Source organism: Actinophytocola sp. (assembly GCF_036378875.1).
Taxonomy (GTDB): Bacteria; Actinomycetota; Actinomycetes; order Mycobacteriales; family Pseudonocardiaceae; genus Actinophytocola.
Map to the genome: position 1 here is coordinate 1 of NZ_DASUVO010000082.1, position 17,432 is coordinate 17,432.

The window sequence follows — 17,432 nt, forward strand, 5'->3', positions numbered from 1 at the left end:
AACTCGAAACCGACGTCCGCACATGGATCAACGAATGGAACACCGACCCCAAACCCTTCGTCTGGACCAAAACCGCCGACGAGATCCTCGAAACCCTCGCGGCATACTGCGGCCTAATTAACGACTCGGGACACTAGCGCCGCCGCGGCGGTCGTCGCGTTCCTGCTCCTGCTGGCCGGCCCGGCGCACGCCTCGCCGATCGGTCACATCATGATCGTGCCGGGTGACAGCAGCGACCTCGCCGCCATCCGGGTCCGCACCTCCGGCGGCTGTCCGGCACAGGCGGACGCCTACTACGCGCGGGCTGTGGGTCACGGATTCCCCGCCGAGGGGCAGCTCGTCACGCCGAACACCTCCGCCGGGCTGTCCCACACCGCCGGGTTCGACGTCTACTTCGCACAGACCATGAAGGACTTCGCGGCGGACAACAACACCACGCTGTCCGGCCGCTACGACGTCACCGTCTACTGCGTCGACTCGTTCACCCTCACCAGCTACGGCGAGTTCACCGGCGCGCTGGAGTTCACGACGCCGACGGCGTACTCCGCGCTCGGCGACGCGAAACCCACCGGCACGCCGCCTCCGCCGATCGGCGCGGGGGAGCCGGTGCCGATCCCGAGTGGTGGTGGCGAGGTGCCGCCCGCGCCCGGCGCGTCGGGAGACGCGAACGCCGCCGCGCCGGGGCTGGGCCCTGGCGACTCGCCAGAGGACGTCAACGTGCTCCCCATCCTGCTGGTCGCCGCGATCGTGTTCGGCGGGCTCGTCGTGGTGGCGGTCGTCCGGCGCTGGCGGCGCCGCTCCATGGCCGCCGGCGCCATCACGCTGCTGCTCGCGGCGACGGCCGCGATCGTCGGCACTCCCACGGCCCGCCCCGCGGCGGCGGCGGAGGCCAGTCAGCCGCAGATGACCATCGGCGTGGTGATCCCGACGACCACGCCGGCCACCACCGCCCCGACGACCGAGCCGCCGATGCCGACTGGACCGACCGGGGCGGAACCCACCGGTGCGCCACCACCCGCCGCGAACGGCGGCTTGTCCTACACCGGCAGCCCGGTCGGCGTCCTGCTCGCCGCGGGACTCGCGCTGGTCGTGGCCGGCGCCGCCGTGACGATCGCGTTCCGCCGCCGACCGACCAACGTGCCATGACCCACGAAGGAAAGCTCGCGATGCGCATCACCACACTGCTGACCGCGTTCACCATCGCCGCCGCCACGTCGGTGCTCACCGTGACCGGCGCGGCCGCCGCGCCGCCGGCCGGCACCCTGGGCACGCTCACCGTGTCGCCGGCGTCCGGGTCGGACATCGTGGCGATCCGGGTGACCACGTCTGCCGGCTGCTCGGCGGACTCCGACGCCTACAACGTGCTCGTGCGGGGTCCTGGCGCGTTCGCCGACGGCTACCTGATCACCACCACGGGCGCGGCCGGGTTCTCGAAGACCGACCCGTTCGACATCTACTTCGGCGTCACCATGAAGGACGCGGCGACCGACCTCGGCACCACGCTGGTGGCGGGGGAGTACCCGGTCGTGGCGCGCTGTGTCGACGAGTTCACCGGCGAGGTCAAGGGCACGTTCACCACGTCACTGACCTTCACCAGCCCGACCGCCTACCAGACCACTCCTGGCGGTGGCACGACGACGACCACCACCACGACCACGACGACCACCACGAGCGGATCGACCACAACGGACACCACGACGAGTGACACGACGAACACCACCGAGACCACCACGACGTCCGACCTGACGACCGACACCACCACCGGCCCACCCACCGAGCCTCTGGCGGGCTCGACGCCGACCGCCGGACTGGCGCAGACCGGCGCACCGGTCGGCTGGCTGTTCATCGCCGGGCTGTTCCTGGTCGTGCTCGGCGTCATCTACGTACTCGCCAGCCAACGCCGGGCCAGAAGGCTGTGACCGCGACGATCGCGCCGCCCGAGCCCGAGACGTCCGTCGAGACGCCGGCACCGCCGGTGGACCGGCCGGACGACGTCGCCATGCGGCTCGTCGGGCAGTGGATCGGGATCCTCGCCGTCGTGGGACTGTCCTTTCTGGTCCACATCGGACTGATCGGGGCGGTGCAGCACGAGCGGGACCAGGCCGCACTGCACGAGCAACTGCGTAGTGAGCTCGCCCTGGCCACCGCGCCGGTCGGCCCGACGGACGTCGACGGTCGACCGCTCGTCTCGGGCGATCCCGTGGCGCTGCTGGAGATCCCGAGCCTCGGCGTGGTCGAGGTGGTCGGCGAGGGCACGAGCGCCGGCGTGCTGATGTCCGGCCCGGGACACCGCCGGGACACCGTGCTGCCGGGGCAGGCCGGGGTGAGCGTGATCGCCGGGCGCCGCGCGGCATACGGGGGACCGTTCGCCTCGATCGGCCTGCTGCGCGGCGGCGACCAGATCGTGGTGACCACCGGACAGGGCCGGCACGTCTACCGGGTGCTCGGCGTACGCAGGGCCGGTGACCCCCTGCCGGCCGCGCTCGCCGCGGGCAAGGGCCGGCTCACGCTGATGACGGCCGACGGCCCGCCTTTCCTGCCGACCGACGTCGTGCGCGTGGACGCCCAACTGATCACTCCGGCGCAGCAGGCGCCGGCACGGCTGCCGTCCGACGCGCTGCCCGCCGCCGAGGAGACGCTGGCCACGGACTCCTCGGCGCTGGTCCCGTTGGTGCTCTGGGCACAGTTGCTGCTCGCCGCCGCGGTCGCCCTCGTGTGGGTGCGCCACCGGGTCGGCGGGTGGCAGTCGTGGGTGATCGGGCTGCCGGTGCTGATCGCCATCGGTGCACAGGTCGCCGACCAGGCCGCCGCCGCACTGCTGCCGAACCTGTTGTGAGCGAAGGGAAATCACCATGACCGCGACCTTGTTGGAGACACCGGGAGCAATGGAGGCCAGGAGCGTCTCCGCCTGGTTCGGTGAGCGCAAGGTGTTGGACCAGGTGTCGCTGGAGATACCGTCCGGTTCGGTGACCGCGCTGATCGGTCCGTCCGGCTGCGGCAAGTCGACGTTCCTGCGGATCCTCAACCGCATGCACGAACTGGTGCCCGGCGCCAGCCTCGCCGGTGAGGTCCGACTGTCCGGATCGGACATCTACGCCCCTGGCTGGAAGCTGACCGACGCCCGGCGTGCCATCGGCATGGTGTTCCAGAAACCCAACCCGTTCCCCGCGATGTCCATTTACGACAACGTGACCGCGGGTCTGAAACTCACCGCCACCAAGGTGTCCCGAGGCGACCGCGACGGTCTGGTCGAGGAGTGCCTGACCAAGGCCGGCCTGTGGACCGAGGTCCGCGACCGGTTGCGCCAGCCCGGCGGCGCGCTGTCCGGCGGCCAGCAACAGCGGCTGTGCATTGCCCGGGCGCTGGCCGTGCGTCCGAAGGTGTTGTTGATGGACGAGCCGTGCTCGGCGCTGGACCCGAGCTCAACTCGCCGCGTCGAGGAGACCATCGCCGAGCTGTCCCGTCAGGTCACCATCGTGATCGTCACGCATAACATGCAGCAGGCGGCCAGAGTGTCGCAGCAGTGCGCCTTCTTCCTGGCCGAGCAGGGCACCCCCGGCGCGATCGTCGAGCAGGGCGCCACCGTGCGGATCTTCGACGCCCCGGTCGACCAGCGCACCGCCGACTACGTACAGGGCCGGTTCGGCTGAGTGTCGTCACTGACCGGTCGCTGAACCCGCGGTTAACATCTGGATTTCCCGTGCCGCCACAGCGTGATCCACTTCTACGCTGGATGTCTACGGCACGGGAGGGCGGCGCTGTTGGGCTTCATCGGCGACCTGCTGTACCGCCTCCTGGAGAGCTTCTCCGGTGAGAACCCGCTCGTCGCGGCCATCGCGGCGACGGTGGCGCTGGCCGCGATCGTGACCCCGTTCGTGCAGCGGTACGCCTCGCGTCGCAAGCGGGTCCTCTACCGGGTCCAGAGCGACTCGAAGATCGGGCTCGACGTGGACCTCGACGGCGACCAGCCACTGTACGCGGATCCGTATCTCGCCGACGTGTCCACCATGTTCAAAGGGCTCAGCTCCGTCGTGATCCGGATCCGCAACACCGGTGGCGACGTGTCGGTCGGCGATCTCGGTGAGCCGGTCGAGTTCGTCTTCGCCGACCGGGTGATCTGGAACGACAGGGTCTCCGATCCGAGCCACCGCGCCGACGACGACGATCGCAGGAAGTTGGCCGACGGGTTGGAGTTCTTCTCCACCGATCCCGTGTCGCCGGCGGCGCGACCCAGCACGCGGCCCGCCACACTGCCCGAGGTCCGCCGCACTCTCCCGCAACGGCTGCGGGACGCGTTCCGCCCGGTGCCCACCGGTTCGGCGCCGGTCGCCGAACCGGAACCCGAGTCCCCGCCGCCGGTGTGGCACGGCATCCGGCTCAAGCCGTCGCTGCACCTGAAGGCCCGCGAGAGGTTCAAGCTGATCGTGGTGCTCAGCGAACCGGCCGGAAAGCGCGCGGGCCACGTCAGCAAGGGCGTGAGCGGACCGGTCGGCCACAAGCGGATCAAGGACGAGCGGAACGTGCGCCGCGCGCTGTGGCCGCTGGTCACGGCCGCCTTCGGCGTGCTACTGGCCGGCCTGTGGATCGCCGCCGTCGTGATCCTCCCGATCGACACCCCGGGCCCAGCCGTCGACTGTGCCGAGGGCCGGCTGACGATCGTCGGCTCCACCGCGTTCGCCCCGACCATGAAGGACATCGCGGAGGAGTACACCGCCGCCTGCGGAACCGAGATCACCGTGGCACCGGACGGCAGCGCCGAAGGCGTGCGTCAGGTGGCCGGTGTCGAGCCGGCACACCAGGCCGAGCTGGCGGCGATGTCGGACGGCAGATCCGGCGAGGCCACCCAGGACATGACGGCACGACCGATAGCGGTGATCGTCTACACCGTGATCGTCAACGAGGCCGTTGGCGTTGACCAGCTGACCGTCAGGCAGGTCCAGGACATCTACGCCGGTCGCTACCAGGACTGGAACCAACTGCGTGCCGGCCCGTCGATGCCGATCCGCGTCGTCGGCCGCGGTGGCGAGTCCGGCTCACGGCGCACGTTCGAGCAGACCATGCTCGACGGCGCGTCGCAGGGCGAGCTCACCTCCGACTCCTGCGAAACCGCCGACCGCGTGGTCGGCGCTCCGGTGATCCGGTGTGAACGGAACTCGGAGGAGGGCGTCGTGGACGAGGTCGCGGCCACTCCCGGCGCGATCGGCTACGTGGACCTGGCCTCCGCCAACCAGACGACCCGCGACCACCTCCCGGTCACCGTGCAGAAACTGGACGGCCAGTATCCGGACGTCAGCTCCGCGGCCGCCGGCTACCCGTTCTGGACGATCGAGTACCTCTACACCAAGGGCAGCCCGGAAGAGGACACCGTCCTCCAGTCGCTGATCGCCTACCTACGCACGAAAACGGTGTACGCGGAGCTGGTGGAGGCCGGCTACACCCCGTGCGTGACCACGGACGGCCAGACCTATCTCCTGTGTAGGTAACGTCCTGACGGAACGTGATTTCCTGTTCCGTGTGTCCCTGGTTAACCCGAGCGCCGTGTCTCGTTAAACGCGAAATCGCCCCAGGTTGCCCTTCACCGCGATGAACCATAGGTGGGAAGGAAACCATCGCCACCTCACGTCGCGTTTTCTTCCCCCCTTGGCTGATGGGAGGACATGTTGGCGTCGCGGTTCAGGTTCCGCCGATTATCGGACGGCGGCTTCGGGTGGATGCTGCTCGGCGGTAACAACCGGCTGATCGGTATCGCCCCGGCAGGTGCGCCGACCGTGGGGCGTGCGGTGCTCGGTGCGGAGCGGGCGCGGGCGGTGGCGGGGACGGCGGAGGTCACCTACACCGTGGCCGTGGATCGGTTGTGGCACTGGCGAATGCACGACGGCGGGGAGCACATCGCGATGTCGGCGTCCGGGTTCGCGCGGCGGCTCGACGCGCAGCGTGCCGTCGGTCGGTTCGTCCGCGCCGCGACCGCCGCACAGGTGCAGCTCGGCGTTGTGGCGATGCCGCACCGGGTCCGGCAGCGGCCGGGACCGTCGCGGACCGGCACCCTGTGACCGCAAGCTCGGTGCGCACGCGTTCGTTCCTCGTTCACCGCGTGGCTCTTGTCCGTCCACTCGGACCGTCTTGGCTGACGCCGCAATGGAAAACCGCGTCGGAAAGGCGTTCGTGACTACCGTCGACAACGACCGGCCGCGTCGGCTGCGCGTCGGCCGGACCCTCGGCGACCGCGTCTTCCGCGGTACGGCACGGGGTTTCGGAGTAACGGTGCTCGCCGTCATGGGCGGCATCGGCGTCTTCCTCACCATCGAGGCGATCCCGGCGTTCCGCGAGTTCGGCTGGGACTTCTTCACCACCGCCGAGTGGAACCCGGAGAACGGGGTCCTCGGCCTTGCCGCCGTGCTGGTCGGCACGCTGACGGTCGCGGTCGTGTCGATGGTCATCGCCTTTCCGTTGGCGCTGGGCACCGCGCTGTACATCTCGCAGTACGCGGCGCCGAAGGCGAAGCGGTGGCTGATCGCGATGGTCGACCTGATGGCGTCGGTGCCGAGCGTCATCTACGGGCTCGTCGGCGCGTACCTGCTGCAGCCGGAGATGGTGTACGTCTCCCGTTGGCTGCACGACATGTTCGGGTGGATCCCCGTCTTCCGGGTCGACACCGACCCGGACGCGGCGGTTTTCGCGCAGTCGCGGTACACCGCGTCGGCGCTGATCGCCGCGATCGTGGTCGCGATGATGGTGCTGCCGTACGCGTGCATGGTGATGCGTGAGGTGTTCGACCAGGCGCCGCAAGGTGAACGCGAGGCCGCGTACGCGCTCGGCTCGACCCGGTGGGGCATGGTCCGCGCGGTCGTGTTGCCGTTCGGCCGGGGCGGGATCATCGGCGGCACGATGCTCGCGCTCGGCAGGGCGCTCGGTGAGACCATCGCCGTGGTGCTGATCATCGCGCCGCTGTTCGAGGTCAAGGTGCGGATCCTGGAGAACGGCACGATCACCGTGCCCTCGCTGATCGCCACCCGTTACGGCGAGTCGGTGGGCATCCAGCTCGCCGGGCTGCTCGCGGCCGGCCTCGTGCTGTTCGTGATCACCCTCATCACCAACAGCATCGCGGCGGTCATCGTCACCCGCAGCCGCAGCGGCGCCTCGACGGAGATCTGATGACCGCCACCCTCACTCCACAACGGACAGAAGCACCCGAGGCGCCGGAGGTCCGGCGAGATCTGCGGGGCCGTACGGTCGACGACCGGGTCGCTCCGCTCGGCGCGGCTCTCGGCGCGCTCGGCCTGGTTTCCCTTGTGTACGACCGGTTGTTGCCGCTGTCCGGCACGCTCGGCTTCCTCATCTGTTGGTACCTCACGTTCGTCGTGATGTACGCGCTCGTGTCGTGGTACCGCCATCCGGCGCCCGCGGTGGCGGACCGGGTCGCCGGCGTGCTGATCAGGACGAGCGCCCTGGTCGTCGGTGGCGCGCTCGCGACGGTGATCGTGTACGTGTTCATCCGCGGCTTCCCGGCCCTGCGGCACCTCAACATCGTCACCGACGACCTCACCGCCGGCCCGCAGGACCCGCTCACGACGGGCGGCGTGCTGCACGGCATCGTCGGCACGGCGATACAGATCGGCATCGCCATCTCGATCACCCTGCCGTTGGGTGTCGGCTGCGCGGTGTTCATGACCGAGGTCGGCGGCAAGCTCGCGCGGATCGTCCGCACGGTCGTGGAGGCCATGACCGCGCTGCCGTCGATCGTGTGCGGCCTGTTCGTCTACATCGCGTTCCTGCTCGCGTTCGACGTGCAGCGCAACGGTTTCGCGGCATCGCTCGCGATCAGCGTGATGATGCTGCCGATCATCGCGCGGTCCGCGGAGGTCGTGCTGCGCGTCGTCCCCAATGGACTGCGGGAGGCGAGCCTCGCGCTCGGCGCGTCGCAGTGGCAGACGGTCCGCAAGGTCGTGCTGCCCACCGCACGACCGGCGCTCGCGACCGCCATGGTGCTCGGCGTCGCCCGCGGCATCGGTGAGACCTCGCCGGTGCTGATCACCGCCGGGTACACGACCTTCCTGAACGCCAACCCGTTCGAGGGGCCGATGGTGTCGCTGCCCCTGTTCGCCTACACACTCGCGCGCTCGCCGGAGCCGCTGTTCCAGACCAGGGCGTTCGGCGCCGCGGCGGTGCTGATGGTGCTCGTGCTGCTGGTGTTCCTGATCGCACGGATGGCCGCCGCGCAGCGGCGCGACCGGTAGAAACCCAAGAGGGAGAAGGACAATGGGACGCATCGCCACTTGGCGACGCGCGCTGGTCGTCGCGACCGTCGCGGCGACGGTCACGCCGGTGATCCCGGCCGCGGCCGAGTCAGCTCAGGCGGCCTACGAGCCCGTCACCGGCTCCGGCTCGACGTGGAGCCAGAACGCGCTCGACCAGTGGGTACAGGACGTCCGGAGCAGGGGCATGACGGTGTCCTACTCCGGTGTCGGCTCCTCGGCCGGTCGGCGGCAGTTCGCGGACGGCCAGAACGACTTCGGTGTCTCGGAGATCCCCTTCCAGGGCACCGACCGCGGCCAGCCGGACTCCTCGCCCAACCGCAAGTTCGCCTACATGCCGATCGTCGCCGGTGGCACGTCGTTCATGTACCAGCTGCGGGTCGGCGGCCAGATCCACCGCGGCCTTCGCCTGTCCGGCGAGACGATCGCGAAGATCTTCACCGGCGCCATCCAGAACTGGAACGACCCGGCGATCACGCGGGACAACAACGGGAAGAGCTTCCCCAGCAAGCCGATCGTGCCGATCGTGCGTGGTGACGGCTCGGGCACGAGCGCCCAGTTCACCCGCTGGCTGGACACCGAGTACCCCGGGATCTGGCGGCCCTACTGCGGTTGCACGGGCCTCACCTCGTACTACCCGGTGAACAAGGGCCGTGCGCCGCTGATGACCTCGCAGACCGGTTCGGACCGGGTCGCCGGCGCGGTCGCGGCCGCGGCGGGGGACGGCTCGATCACCTACGTCGAGTACTCCTATGCCACGGCACGGAACTTCCCGGTGGCGAAGGTGCAGAACCGCGGCGGGTTCTACGTCGAGCCGACGCACTTCAACGTGGCGGTCGCGCTCACCAGGGCGCAGATCAACCAGAACCCGAACGACCAGAACTACCTCACCCAGATCCTGGACGGGGTGTACCGGCACGACGATCCGCGTGCGTACCCGCTGTCGTCCTACTCGTACGCGATCATCCCCGTGGTGGGCACCGGGGACTTCCGGATCACGGCGGGCAAGGGCCGCACGATGTCGGACTTCATGTACTACTTCCTGTGCCAGGGCCAGAGTGCGATGCCCTCGCTCGGTTACTCGCCCCTGCCGGCGAACCTGGTGCGTGCCGGGTTCGAACAGGTGAAGAAGATCCCGCACGCCACGACCACGGACCAGGACGTCGCGAGCTGCGGCAACCCGACGTTCGACCCCGGCGACCTGAACAGCAACAAGCTGGTGCGTGAGGCGCCGCAACCGGCGCCGTGCGACAAGGTCGGGCAGGGTCCGTGCGGCGCGGAACAGACGAGTGCCGGCGCCGGTCCCGAGAACGGGGGTGGCGGCGACGCCGGCCCGGCGGCCGAGGACCCGACGGGCGGCGACACCGCTGCGGCCGAGGTCGACCCGGAGACGGGCATGGTGGTCGGCGACGAGGCGGACGGCAGCGGGACCGATCTCGCGGGCAACCCGACCGAGCTCGCGGCGTACCGCTCGGAGGGGATCACCACCACGCTCGGCGTGCTGGTCGGTGTGCAACTGCTGCTCGTGCTGCTGGTGCCGCCGTTCGTGGCGCGTGCGGTGCGGCGGCGCCAGAATCGGGAGCAGTGAGATGTCACGGATCACCCGGCTCGGCCTGGCCGTGGTCATCGCGGCCCTGCCGGTGGTGTTGCCGGCGCCCACCGCGTCCGCGCAGGACGACTCGGCGGTCGAGCAGACCAAGGAGATCACCAACTACGGCAAGGACACCACGAGGAACGCGACGGTCCGGGTGAGCCGGACGGCCAACCTGTTCGACCGCCAGCAGGTTCGGGTCGACCTCGCGGGCTTCGAACCAACGTGGAACGCCAACAACACCGCGGTCAACGGCACCCGGCTGCAGTACCCGGTCGTGGTGATGCAGTGCCGTGGCGTCGATCCCGACCCAACCACGTGTGCGAACGAGGAACGGCTCCAGTGGCAGGCCGGTTTCGATGTCAACGCGACGCCTTCGCAGCGCGCGGTGGCCGAGCGGCAGAGTCGGCCGGGCGACCCGAGCGTATACCCGGGTGCGGACCTCAACGAGCAGTACGCGAACCTCTTCCGCGCCGAGCAGCTGCCGTTCGCCGCCGCGAACGGCACCTCGTACCTGTGGCGGTTGGAAACCCGGTCCGACGGCGTGCCGTTCATCGACGAGCCGAACCTGAAGAGCTTCCCGCCGACCGACGTGACGAGCGAGGGCGCCGCCACGATCAACACCAGGAACATCCCGATCCGGCCGGACGGGACCAACGCGTTCCTGTTCGAGGTCCGGCAGCGCGCCTCACAGTCGAGCCTGGGGTGCTCGGACACCCAGGCGTGCTCGATCGTGGTCGTACCCATCATGGACATGGCGTGCCTCGACGAGCTGTCGGAGGACAAGCCCCTGCCTGCCGAGGCCCTGAACTGCGGCAAGCCCGGCAGGGGACCGGCACCCGGCGAGTCCGGCGCGACCGACGACGTCAACCCGTTCGCCGCCTCACAGCAGTGGCACGCCGAGTCCAACTGGCGCAACCGGTTCGTCGTCCCGATCTCGTTCGCGCCGGACCTGCAGTCCTGCGACGTGCGTGACTCCCGGCCCCCGCTCCCGGCGTACGGCTCGGAACTGGTGGCCGTGGCACAGGAACGGTGGGGCGCGGCCTACTGCACCGGAGCCCGCCGGGCCGACTACCTACCCGTGTACACGCAGGGCAGCGAGTACTTCGCGCGGCGGCAGCTCACCACCCAGCTCGGCGCCGCCTACCAGCAGAACGCCGTGTTCACGAGCCAACCGGTGACGGAGTCACCGCGACCCGTGGCACACGCGCCGACCGCGATCACCGGGTTCGCGGTGGCGTTCGTCGTCGACGACGGGAACGGCGCCCAGGTGCAGAACATGACGCTGTCGCCGCGGCTCCTGGCCAAGCTGATCACCCAGAGCTACAACCCGATCATCGTGCCGCCCGCCGCCCGGGACGGCAAGAAACCCTACGACGGCACACAGTCCATTCCGGACGCCGCCACCGCCGCCAGGTACTACGTGGCGCACCCGGCGTTGTTCAACAACCCGCAGAGCCTGTTCGCCGACCCGGAGTTCGCCGACCTCAACCCGGACTTCGCCCTGCGGAGCGGAACCGACGCTCTCGCGCCCCACCTGCGCAACACCATCAACCCGATGGTCTTCACGGTCGAGTCCGACATCATGATGGACATCACCCGGTACGTCACCGGCGACCCGGCCGCTCGTGCGTGGCTCGACGGGCAGCCGGACCCGTACGGCATGCGCGTCAACCCTGCCTGGCTGAACCTCGAGCCGACGCAGATCTACACGCTGCTGGACACCTGGGTGCGGCCGGCGATGCCACGCAAGGAAGGCTGGCTCGAGTCGAAGATCGGTGTCCTCACCGACCGGCAGTTCGTGTACGGCGGCGGCGACACCTGCGACGAGGTGCACGGGACCGAGTACCTGACCAAGGTCGCGAACGTGGCGAACGCGGCGAAGGCGACCGCACTGATGCTGTTGGACCGGCGCGGTTCGGCCACGCCGATCTGCACGCAGACCATCGCGCCGGTGCCGACGGGCCAGCAGGCGGCGGAGCCGCAGTTCCCCGGTGACGACGTCACCCAGGATGTGCGGTTCAACGAGACCAAGATCGCGCCGGTCGACTACGGCAAGCGGGCGCAGCTGGCGTTGACGACCGTGGCGCACGCCGCCCTGTACGGGCTGCCCACCGCGCGACTGGTCAACTCGGCCGGCCAGGCCATCGGTCCGGCGCCGGGCACCATGCGCAGCGCACTGCACGCGGCCACCGTCGACCCGGTGACCGGCACTGTCCAAATAGACCACACGCGGGTCGGCGCCGACGGCTATCCCGGCACGATGGTGGCGTACACGGCCGTGCCCACGTCGGGCCTCGACCTCGCGACCGCCGGGCGCTACGCCGACTTCATCGAGTTCATGGCCACCACCGGACAGGTCCCTGGCCCGACGCTCGCCAACCTGCCGCCCGGCTACGACCCGCTGCCGCCTTCGTTGGTGCGGCAGGCGAAGGACGCGGCGGCGGCGGTGCGCGCACAGCGTGGCGAGGTGCCCGCGGCACTGGACGACCCGGTCGGCGAGGACACGCCACCGGCTGTCGACCAGCAGGCGCCGGCCGCCAACCCGGGCAGCGGCCTCCCGGTCAACGCACAGAACGCCGACGACGCGAAGGACGCCGACCCGGAGCGGTTGGCGAAGACCGAGGACGCCAGCTCCTGGCTCGCACGCTGGTCGATACCGCTGCTGATCGGCTTCGGCCTGCTCGCCGCGCTCGTCGCGTTCTGCGTCCAGGTCGGCGCGCGGCCCGACCACCCACTGCGTCGCGGGCTCGACGGCCTGCTGCGGGCGGTGGGCCGCCGATGACGCTGCAGCTGACGCCGGTGGCCGAGCAGCAGGAGGTCCTGCCGGCGCCACCACCGCCGCGGCCGACGCCGTTCCGGGCCAGGGTGGCGACGCGGGCGTTGTCGTTGCTGGCGGTCGGCGTCCTCGGCTTCGTCGGGTACCTGGTCCTGCTGAGCCCGCTGGAACAGAGCGCGAACCAGGACGTGCTGTACTCGCAGGTGCGCGGCCCGCTCGCGGAGGGAGTTCCGCCGTACGCCGGCCGCGCGGAGGACGCGGACGGCGCGGTCGTGCGTGAGGTGCCCCCGATCTACGACGACGGGGAGGACAGCGCGATCCCCGCGGGCGCACCGATCGCGGTACTGGAGATCCCGGCGATCGGCCTGCGGCAGGTCGTGGTCGAGGGCACCAGCTCCGGCGATCTGGCTGCCGGTCCCGGCCACCGCCGCGACACACCCCTGCCGGGGCAGGAGGGCGTGTCGCTGATCTACGGTCGTGCCACCACGTTCGGTGGTCCGTTCGCGGACCTGACGACCCTCCGGCGCGGCCAGGAGCTGACCGTGGTCACGTTCCAGGGCGAGTTCACCTACCGCGTGGAGGGCGTGCGCCACGCGGGTGATCGACGCCCGTCCATGAAGCCCGTCCAGAACGGCGGCAGCCGCCTCACGCTGGTCACCGCGGAGGGCGACAACCCGTTGCAGCCCAACCGACTCGTGTTCGTCGACGCGTTGCTGCGCGGCGACCCGCAACCGGCCGCGAGCCGCCCGCGACTGATTCCCAAACAAGAGCGGTCGCTGGCCTCCGACCTGCCCGCGTTGCTGCCGCTGGTGCTGTGGATGCAGGTACTCGTCCTGGTCGCCGTCGCGCTCGCGTGGGCGCGGATCCGTTGGGGCCGCTGGGAAACCCACCTCGTCGGGCTGCCGCTGGCGCTCGCGGTGCTGTGGCAGGTGTACGAGACGGGCGCGCGCCTGCTCCCGAACCTGACCTGAACAGTCGCCAAACACGCGCGTAAGCGTGGATCACGTGCCGGACATGTCTCCTCAACCGTCAGTTCCGCGGCAGTTGTCCCGTGCCGACGGTCGGACGTGAAGGATTCTCGCGGGGGCTTTCCCTGATAGGGCAACAGAAAGTTGGTGACATGACCAGGAATCGGAACGTGGCACGGGCGGTTCTCACGACGGGTCTCGCGGTCGGCGCATCGCTCGCGATGGCGTTACCGGCGCAGGCGCACGGCACGAGACAGGTCACCTGCAACGGAACGATCGGCGCGACCACCGTCGGCAACGTCGTCGTCGCGGACGGCACCGCCTGCGTGCTGGACGGCACGAAGGTGAAGGGCGGCATCACGGTCGGCGTTGGCGCCGCGCTGGACCTGTCGAACGCCACCGTCTACAAGAGCGTGACCGCCACCGGCAGCGGCCGCGTGAGCGCGGCGGACAGCATCGTGTACGGCGGTGTCGGCACCACCGGCACGGGCATCGTCCGGCTCGTCGACTCCGGTGTCGTCGGCGACGTGACGGTGCAGGGGGAGACCACCACCTTCACCGCCAGCGGTGGCGGCGTTGGCGGCGGCCTCAGCGGTACCACGGTCAGCCGCTTCGACGTCTCCGGCGTTCACGTGGGCGGCTCGCTGGCCGTGAACGAGGCGTTCAGCGGCGCCAACCTGTGCGGGAACCAGGTGTACGGCGGCGTGAAGGCCGTCAACAGCGGCGGCGCCGTGCTCGTCGGCGGCTCGGCCTCCTGCGCCGGCAACGAGGTTCGCGGCAGCGTCGTGGTGGACGGTAACGCCGCGTACGTCGCCATCGCGGGCAACACCGTCCGGCGCGACCTGAGCTGCACCGGCAACGACCCGGCGCCGGAAGTCGGCACGAACAAGGTGAAGGGCGCGAGAATCGGCCAGTGCGCCTGATACACAAAGAGAACGGGGCCGGGAGGATGCAGCCTCCCGGCCCCGTCCTTGTGAGACGGACGGATCAGAGCAGCGCGCCGCAGTTGCTCGCGACACCGAAGCCCTGGCGGGCGATGCCGCTGGTGGCGTACCGGTTGCAGAAGAAGCCGCCCGCGCCGAAGATCGCCGGCAGGGGCGAGCCCGCGCGGTCGAAGTCGGCCTTGCGCACCACGTTGTAGACGGTCCGCGAGGTGAAGAAGACACCCGTCGTGGCGGAGGTCGCTGCGATGTCCACGGTCGCGCTCGGCGGGTTGGCCGGGCTCGGCGGGTTGTTCACGAAACGAGCGGTGGAGAACGGCGCCAGCGCGAGCGGGTTGCCGGCGACCGGGGACGCGTCGTGCTCCTGCACGGTCTGGTCGACACAGGTACCGATCTCGTTCTCCGCCACCCCGATCTGGCTGAGGAAGAACGAGCGGGTGCCCGAACCGGCCTGCGGCAGCTTCGGTGCGAAGCCACGCGTGTCCGTGCAGCGGTAGATGGCCGCGAGCTCAGCGGTGTCGAGGTTGCGGATGTCGGCGGTGGCCGCCTTGTCCACCACGTAGCTCAGGCCGTCGGTGAGCGCCGGGATGAAGTACAGGTTCTGCTCCGCCACGTTCGAACCGCGGAAGCGGGACGACCGCGCGAAGTCGAGCGAGGTGTTGTTGATCAGCGCGGTGATGCCGGCCGAGGAGCCGTTCGGGCGGGCGATCGTGGCCTCGTCACCCGAGCCGGCCACCTGGTCCGGGTCGCGGACGACGATCTGGTCACCGGTCACCGGGCTGGCCTCGGTGCCCGGCTTGAAGGCGTTGAACGACGCGACGCGGACGGCCGGGTTCGACGACGACTGGGCCTGGGAAGCGGTGTTGATGACGTACTGCGTGGTGTCCGAGCCCGTGCCGACCACGTCGGTGGCGTCCGGCACGAACCCGGGCAGGGAAGCGCCCTGGTTGTTGAGGTTGGGGTCGGCCGCGGCCGTACCGCCAAGAACCAGGCTCAGGATGGCCGACGCGCCGACGAACACGGCGACGGCACCCTTGCGCAGGGTGGAACGCATCTACATTCTCCTTGTGGGTCAAGGACTTCCACTGCCCCGGTCGGGGCATCCACCAACCTTGTCCTTGCCAACGACGCACTCAACGCGAGGCAGCGAGCGGGACACGGCGATCAGTTGAACGAGGCTCAAAGCCGTCAACACTCCGTGTCCAGAGAACCTGCCGTTCACCCCGTCGCCCGGCGATGTTCGCCCGGGACAACGACAGTCGCACCTGCCACGAACCAGCAGGAGGAGATCGCCAGTGCACGCCGAGCAGCCACCGCCACAGACCGGTAGAACCTCCTGGCGCGGCAAGGCTCTCGCGGTGGTGCTGGCGGCGTTCCTGATGGTGCTCGCCACGCTCGCGATCGCCACCGGCCACCCGACGCGGGCGAGCGCGCAGGCCCAGGTCATCGCCACGCTGACCGGGACGTGTGCCGGCGGCCAGGCCACGTTCCGCGTCTCCATGGCCAATCCCAAGTCGGGCGCGTTCAACTTCGCCTTCCACCTCGCATCCACGGCGGACCCGCTGCAGGGCGTGCAGGAGGGCGAGGGCAGCGTCGCGGCCGGTGGCACCTTCACCCACGACTTCACCCCGGTCGACCCCGGCACCAGCACGAGCTGGCGCGCGGTCTTCTTCGACGCGGACGCCGGGTTCTCGATGGTGGGCGAGTCCAACGCGGTGAACCCGTGCCTGACCACCACGACGACCACGACCACCACCACGACGTCCGCGGCCACGACGACGACCACCACGACGACGAGGCCGACCACCTCCACCACGACGACCAGCGGGACCGCACCGACCAGCACCACGACGAGCGACTTCGCGTTGCCCACCACGACGACGACCACCACCGGTGCGGTCACACCCGCAGCGTCCAGCACCAACGGCGGCGGCCTCGCCAAGACGGGCGTCGCGGTCCTCGTGCTCGTCGGCGCAGGCGCCGTGCTGTTGTTCAACGGCATTGGCCTCACCCGGATGACCCGCCGCGGCTGGGCCACCAGGGACGACGACCAGTCATGACCCAGCTGGACCTGAACCCCGCCCTGCCCGACGTGAACCCGCTGCCGGGCGGGTCGACGCTGTCCGCACACGACGTGTCCGCGTGGTTCGGCAACCACAAGGTCCTCGAACGCGTGTCGCTCACGATGGCGGCCGGTGAGGTCACCGCGCTCATCGGCCCGTCGGGCTGCGGCAAGTCCACGTTCCTGCGCATCCTCAACCGGATGCACGAGCTGGTGCCGTCCGCGTCGCTCGCCGGTGAGGTCCGCCTCGACGGGGCCGACATCTACGCGTCGGGCCGGCGGATCACCGACACCCGCAAGCGGATCGGCATGGTGTTCCAGAAGCCGAACCCGTTCCCCGCCATGACGATCGAGGAGAACGTCACCGCCGGGCTCAAGCTCACCGGCACCCGGGTCGCCCGCCGGGACAGGGCGGCGCTGGTCGAGGAGTGCCTCACCAGGGCGGGCCTGTGGAACGAGGTCAAGGACCGGCTGCGCCAGCCGGGCGGCGCGCTGTCCGGCGGTCAGCAGCAACGTCTGTGCATCGCCCGCTCACTCGCCGTCCGCCCGGACGTGCTGCTGATGGACGAGCCGTGCTCGGCGCTGGACCCCACCTCGACCAGACGCGTCGAGGAGACGATCCACCACCTCCGCGAGGAGGTGACGGTCGTGATCGTCACGCACAACATGCAGCAGGCGGCCAGGGTCTCCCAGCAGTGCGCGTTCTTCCTCGCCGAACAGGGCACGCCCGGCCAGATCGTGGAGGCGGGGCCGACCGAGGTCATCTTCAACAACCCGGTGGACCCACGCACCAACGACTACGTCAACGGCCGCTTCGGCTGAACTCGTTGCAACCCTTT

Annotated in this window: 15 protein-coding genes and 1 pseudogene; 15 read left to right on the plus strand and 1 reads right to left on the minus strand. The window is 70.1% G+C overall.

All coding sequences use genetic code 11. The features are described from left to right. The 13 genes and pseudogenes from VF106_RS23830 to VF106_RS23890 form a co-directional block, all read left to right on the plus strand. A pseudogene (locus VF106_RS23830) lies at positions 1 to 137 on the plus strand (IS630 family transposase); the annotation flags it as partial. 73 nt (positions 138 to 210) lie between these two features. Next, positions 211 to 1,146 (plus strand): hypothetical protein, encoded by a 936-nt coding sequence (locus VF106_RS23835; RefSeq protein WP_330842031.1) that lies wholly within the window; start codon positions 211 to 213, stop codon positions 1,144 to 1,146. Next, positions 1,143 to 1,919, plus strand: a complete 777-nt coding sequence (locus VF106_RS23840; RefSeq protein ID WP_330842032.1) for a hypothetical protein — start codon at positions 1,143 to 1,145, stop codon at positions 1,917 to 1,919. Before VF106_RS23835 ends, VF106_RS23840 begins: the two co-directional genes overlap by 4 nt. After that, positions 1,916 to 2,836: a class E sortase gene (locus tag VF106_RS23845; RefSeq protein WP_330842033.1), complete on the plus strand. Its 921-nt coding sequence runs from the start codon at positions 1,916 to 1,918 to the stop codon at positions 2,834 to 2,836. The genes VF106_RS23840 and VF106_RS23845 overlap by 4 nt, the downstream gene beginning before the upstream one ends. Positions 2,837 to 2,852: 16 nt before the next feature. Then, complete coding sequence (locus tag VF106_RS23850; protein WP_330842034.1) at positions 2,853 to 3,650, plus strand: phosphate ABC transporter ATP-binding protein; 798 nt, start codon at positions 2,853 to 2,855, stop codon at positions 3,648 to 3,650. Positions 3,651 to 3,761: 111 nt separating this feature from the next. Further along, on the plus strand, positions 3,762 to 5,483 hold the full coding sequence (locus VF106_RS23855) for a PstS family phosphate ABC transporter substrate-binding protein (RefSeq protein WP_330842035.1): 1,722 nt from the start codon (positions 3,762 to 3,764) through the stop codon (positions 5,481 to 5,483). Between the two features lie 174 nt (positions 5,484 to 5,657). Further along, positions 5,658 to 6,050, plus strand: coding sequence for a hypothetical protein (locus VF106_RS23860; RefSeq protein ID WP_330842036.1), 393 nt, complete (start codon positions 5,658 to 5,660; stop codon positions 6,048 to 6,050). Positions 6,051 to 6,162: 112 nt separating this feature from the next. Beyond that, the gene (gene pstC, locus VF106_RS23865; protein WP_330842037.1) at positions 6,163 to 7,152 is read left to right on the plus strand and encodes a phosphate ABC transporter permease subunit PstC; all 990 of its coding nucleotides are present in this window, start codon (positions 6,163 to 6,165) and stop codon (positions 7,150 to 7,152) included. Next, positions 7,152 to 8,234 (plus strand): phosphate ABC transporter permease PstA, encoded by a 1,083-nt coding sequence (gene pstA, locus VF106_RS23870; protein ID WP_330842038.1) that lies wholly within the window; start codon positions 7,152 to 7,154, stop codon positions 8,232 to 8,234. The genes pstC and pstA overlap by 1 nt, the downstream gene beginning before the upstream one ends. A gap of 22 nt (positions 8,235 to 8,256) precedes the next feature. After that, the gene (locus VF106_RS23875; RefSeq protein ID WP_330842039.1) at positions 8,257 to 9,840 is read left to right on the plus strand and encodes a phosphate ABC transporter substrate-binding protein PstS; all 1,584 of its coding nucleotides are present in this window, start codon (positions 8,257 to 8,259) and stop codon (positions 9,838 to 9,840) included. A gap of 1 nt (position 9,841) precedes the next feature. Beyond that, the gene (locus VF106_RS23880; protein WP_330842040.1) at positions 9,842 to 12,628 is read left to right on the plus strand and encodes a hypothetical protein; all 2,787 of its coding nucleotides are present in this window, start codon (positions 9,842 to 9,844) and stop codon (positions 12,626 to 12,628) included. Continuing rightward, positions 12,625 to 13,593, plus strand: a complete 969-nt coding sequence (locus VF106_RS23885; protein ID WP_330842041.1) for a sortase domain-containing protein — start codon at positions 12,625 to 12,627, stop codon at positions 13,591 to 13,593. Before VF106_RS23880 ends, VF106_RS23885 begins: the two co-directional genes overlap by 4 nt. A gap of 149 nt (positions 13,594 to 13,742) precedes the next feature. Then, the gene (locus tag VF106_RS23890; RefSeq protein ID WP_330842042.1) at positions 13,743 to 14,513 is read left to right on the plus strand and encodes a hypothetical protein; all 771 of its coding nucleotides are present in this window, start codon (positions 13,743 to 13,745) and stop codon (positions 14,511 to 14,513) included. 64 nt (positions 14,514 to 14,577) lie between these two features. Here VF106_RS23890 and VF106_RS23895 read toward each other — a convergent pair whose 3' ends face one another. After that, positions 14,578 to 15,585: a hypothetical protein gene (locus VF106_RS23895; protein WP_330842043.1), complete on the minus strand. Its 1,008-nt coding sequence runs from the start codon at positions 15,583 to 15,585 to the stop codon at positions 14,578 to 14,580. A 241-nt stretch (positions 15,586 to 15,826) separates the two neighbouring features. Here VF106_RS23895 and VF106_RS23900 point away from each other — a divergent pair, with 241 nt between their 5' ends. Next, on the plus strand, positions 15,827 to 16,591 hold the full coding sequence (locus VF106_RS23900; RefSeq protein ID WP_330842044.1) for a hypothetical protein: 765 nt from the start codon (positions 15,827 to 15,829) through the stop codon (positions 16,589 to 16,591). After that, the gene (locus VF106_RS23905; protein ID WP_330842045.1) at positions 16,588 to 17,415 is read left to right on the plus strand and encodes a phosphate ABC transporter ATP-binding protein; all 828 of its coding nucleotides are present in this window, start codon (positions 16,588 to 16,590) and stop codon (positions 17,413 to 17,415) included. Before VF106_RS23900 ends, VF106_RS23905 begins: the two co-directional genes overlap by 4 nt. The last annotated feature ends 17 nt before the right edge of the window (positions 17,416 to 17,432 follow it).

What these genes read in the sequence shown, in the direction of transcription:
- VF106_RS23835 (WP_330842031.1), top strand. Translation starts at nt 211, where the DNA reads ATGATCGTGCCGGGTGACAGCAGCGACCTCGCCGCCATCCGGGTCCGC.
- VF106_RS23840 (WP_330842032.1), top strand. Translation starts at nt 1,143, where the DNA reads ATGACCCACGAAGGAAAGCTCGCGATGCGCATCACCACACTGCTGACC.
- VF106_RS23850 (WP_330842034.1), top strand. Translation starts at nt 2,853, where the DNA reads ATGACCGCGACCTTGTTGGAGACACCGGGAGCAATGGAGGCCAGGAGC.
- VF106_RS23860 (WP_330842036.1), top strand. Translation starts at nt 5,658, where the DNA reads ATGTTGGCGTCGCGGTTCAGGTTCCGCCGATTATCGGACGGCGGCTTC.
- pstA (WP_330842038.1), top strand. Translation starts at nt 7,152, where the DNA reads ATGACCGCCACCCTCACTCCACAACGGACAGAAGCACCCGAGGCGCCG.
- VF106_RS23875 (WP_330842039.1), top strand. Translation starts at nt 8,257, where the DNA reads ATGGGACGCATCGCCACTTGGCGACGCGCGCTGGTCGTCGCGACCGTC.
- VF106_RS23880 (WP_330842040.1), top strand. Translation starts at nt 9,842, where the DNA reads ATGTCACGGATCACCCGGCTCGGCCTGGCCGTGGTCATCGCGGCCCTG.
- VF106_RS23885 (WP_330842041.1), top strand. Translation starts at nt 12,625, where the DNA reads ATGACGCTGCAGCTGACGCCGGTGGCCGAGCAGCAGGAGGTCCTGCCG.
- VF106_RS23890 (WP_330842042.1), top strand. Translation starts at nt 13,743, where the DNA reads ATGACCAGGAATCGGAACGTGGCACGGGCGGTTCTCACGACGGGTCTC.
- VF106_RS23895 (WP_330842043.1), bottom strand. Translation starts at nt 15,585, where the DNA reads ATGCGTTCCACCCTGCGCAAGGGTGCCGTCGCCGTGTTCGTCGGCGCG.
- VF106_RS23905 (WP_330842045.1), top strand. Translation starts at nt 16,588, where the DNA reads ATGACCCAGCTGGACCTGAACCCCGCCCTGCCCGACGTGAACCCGCTG.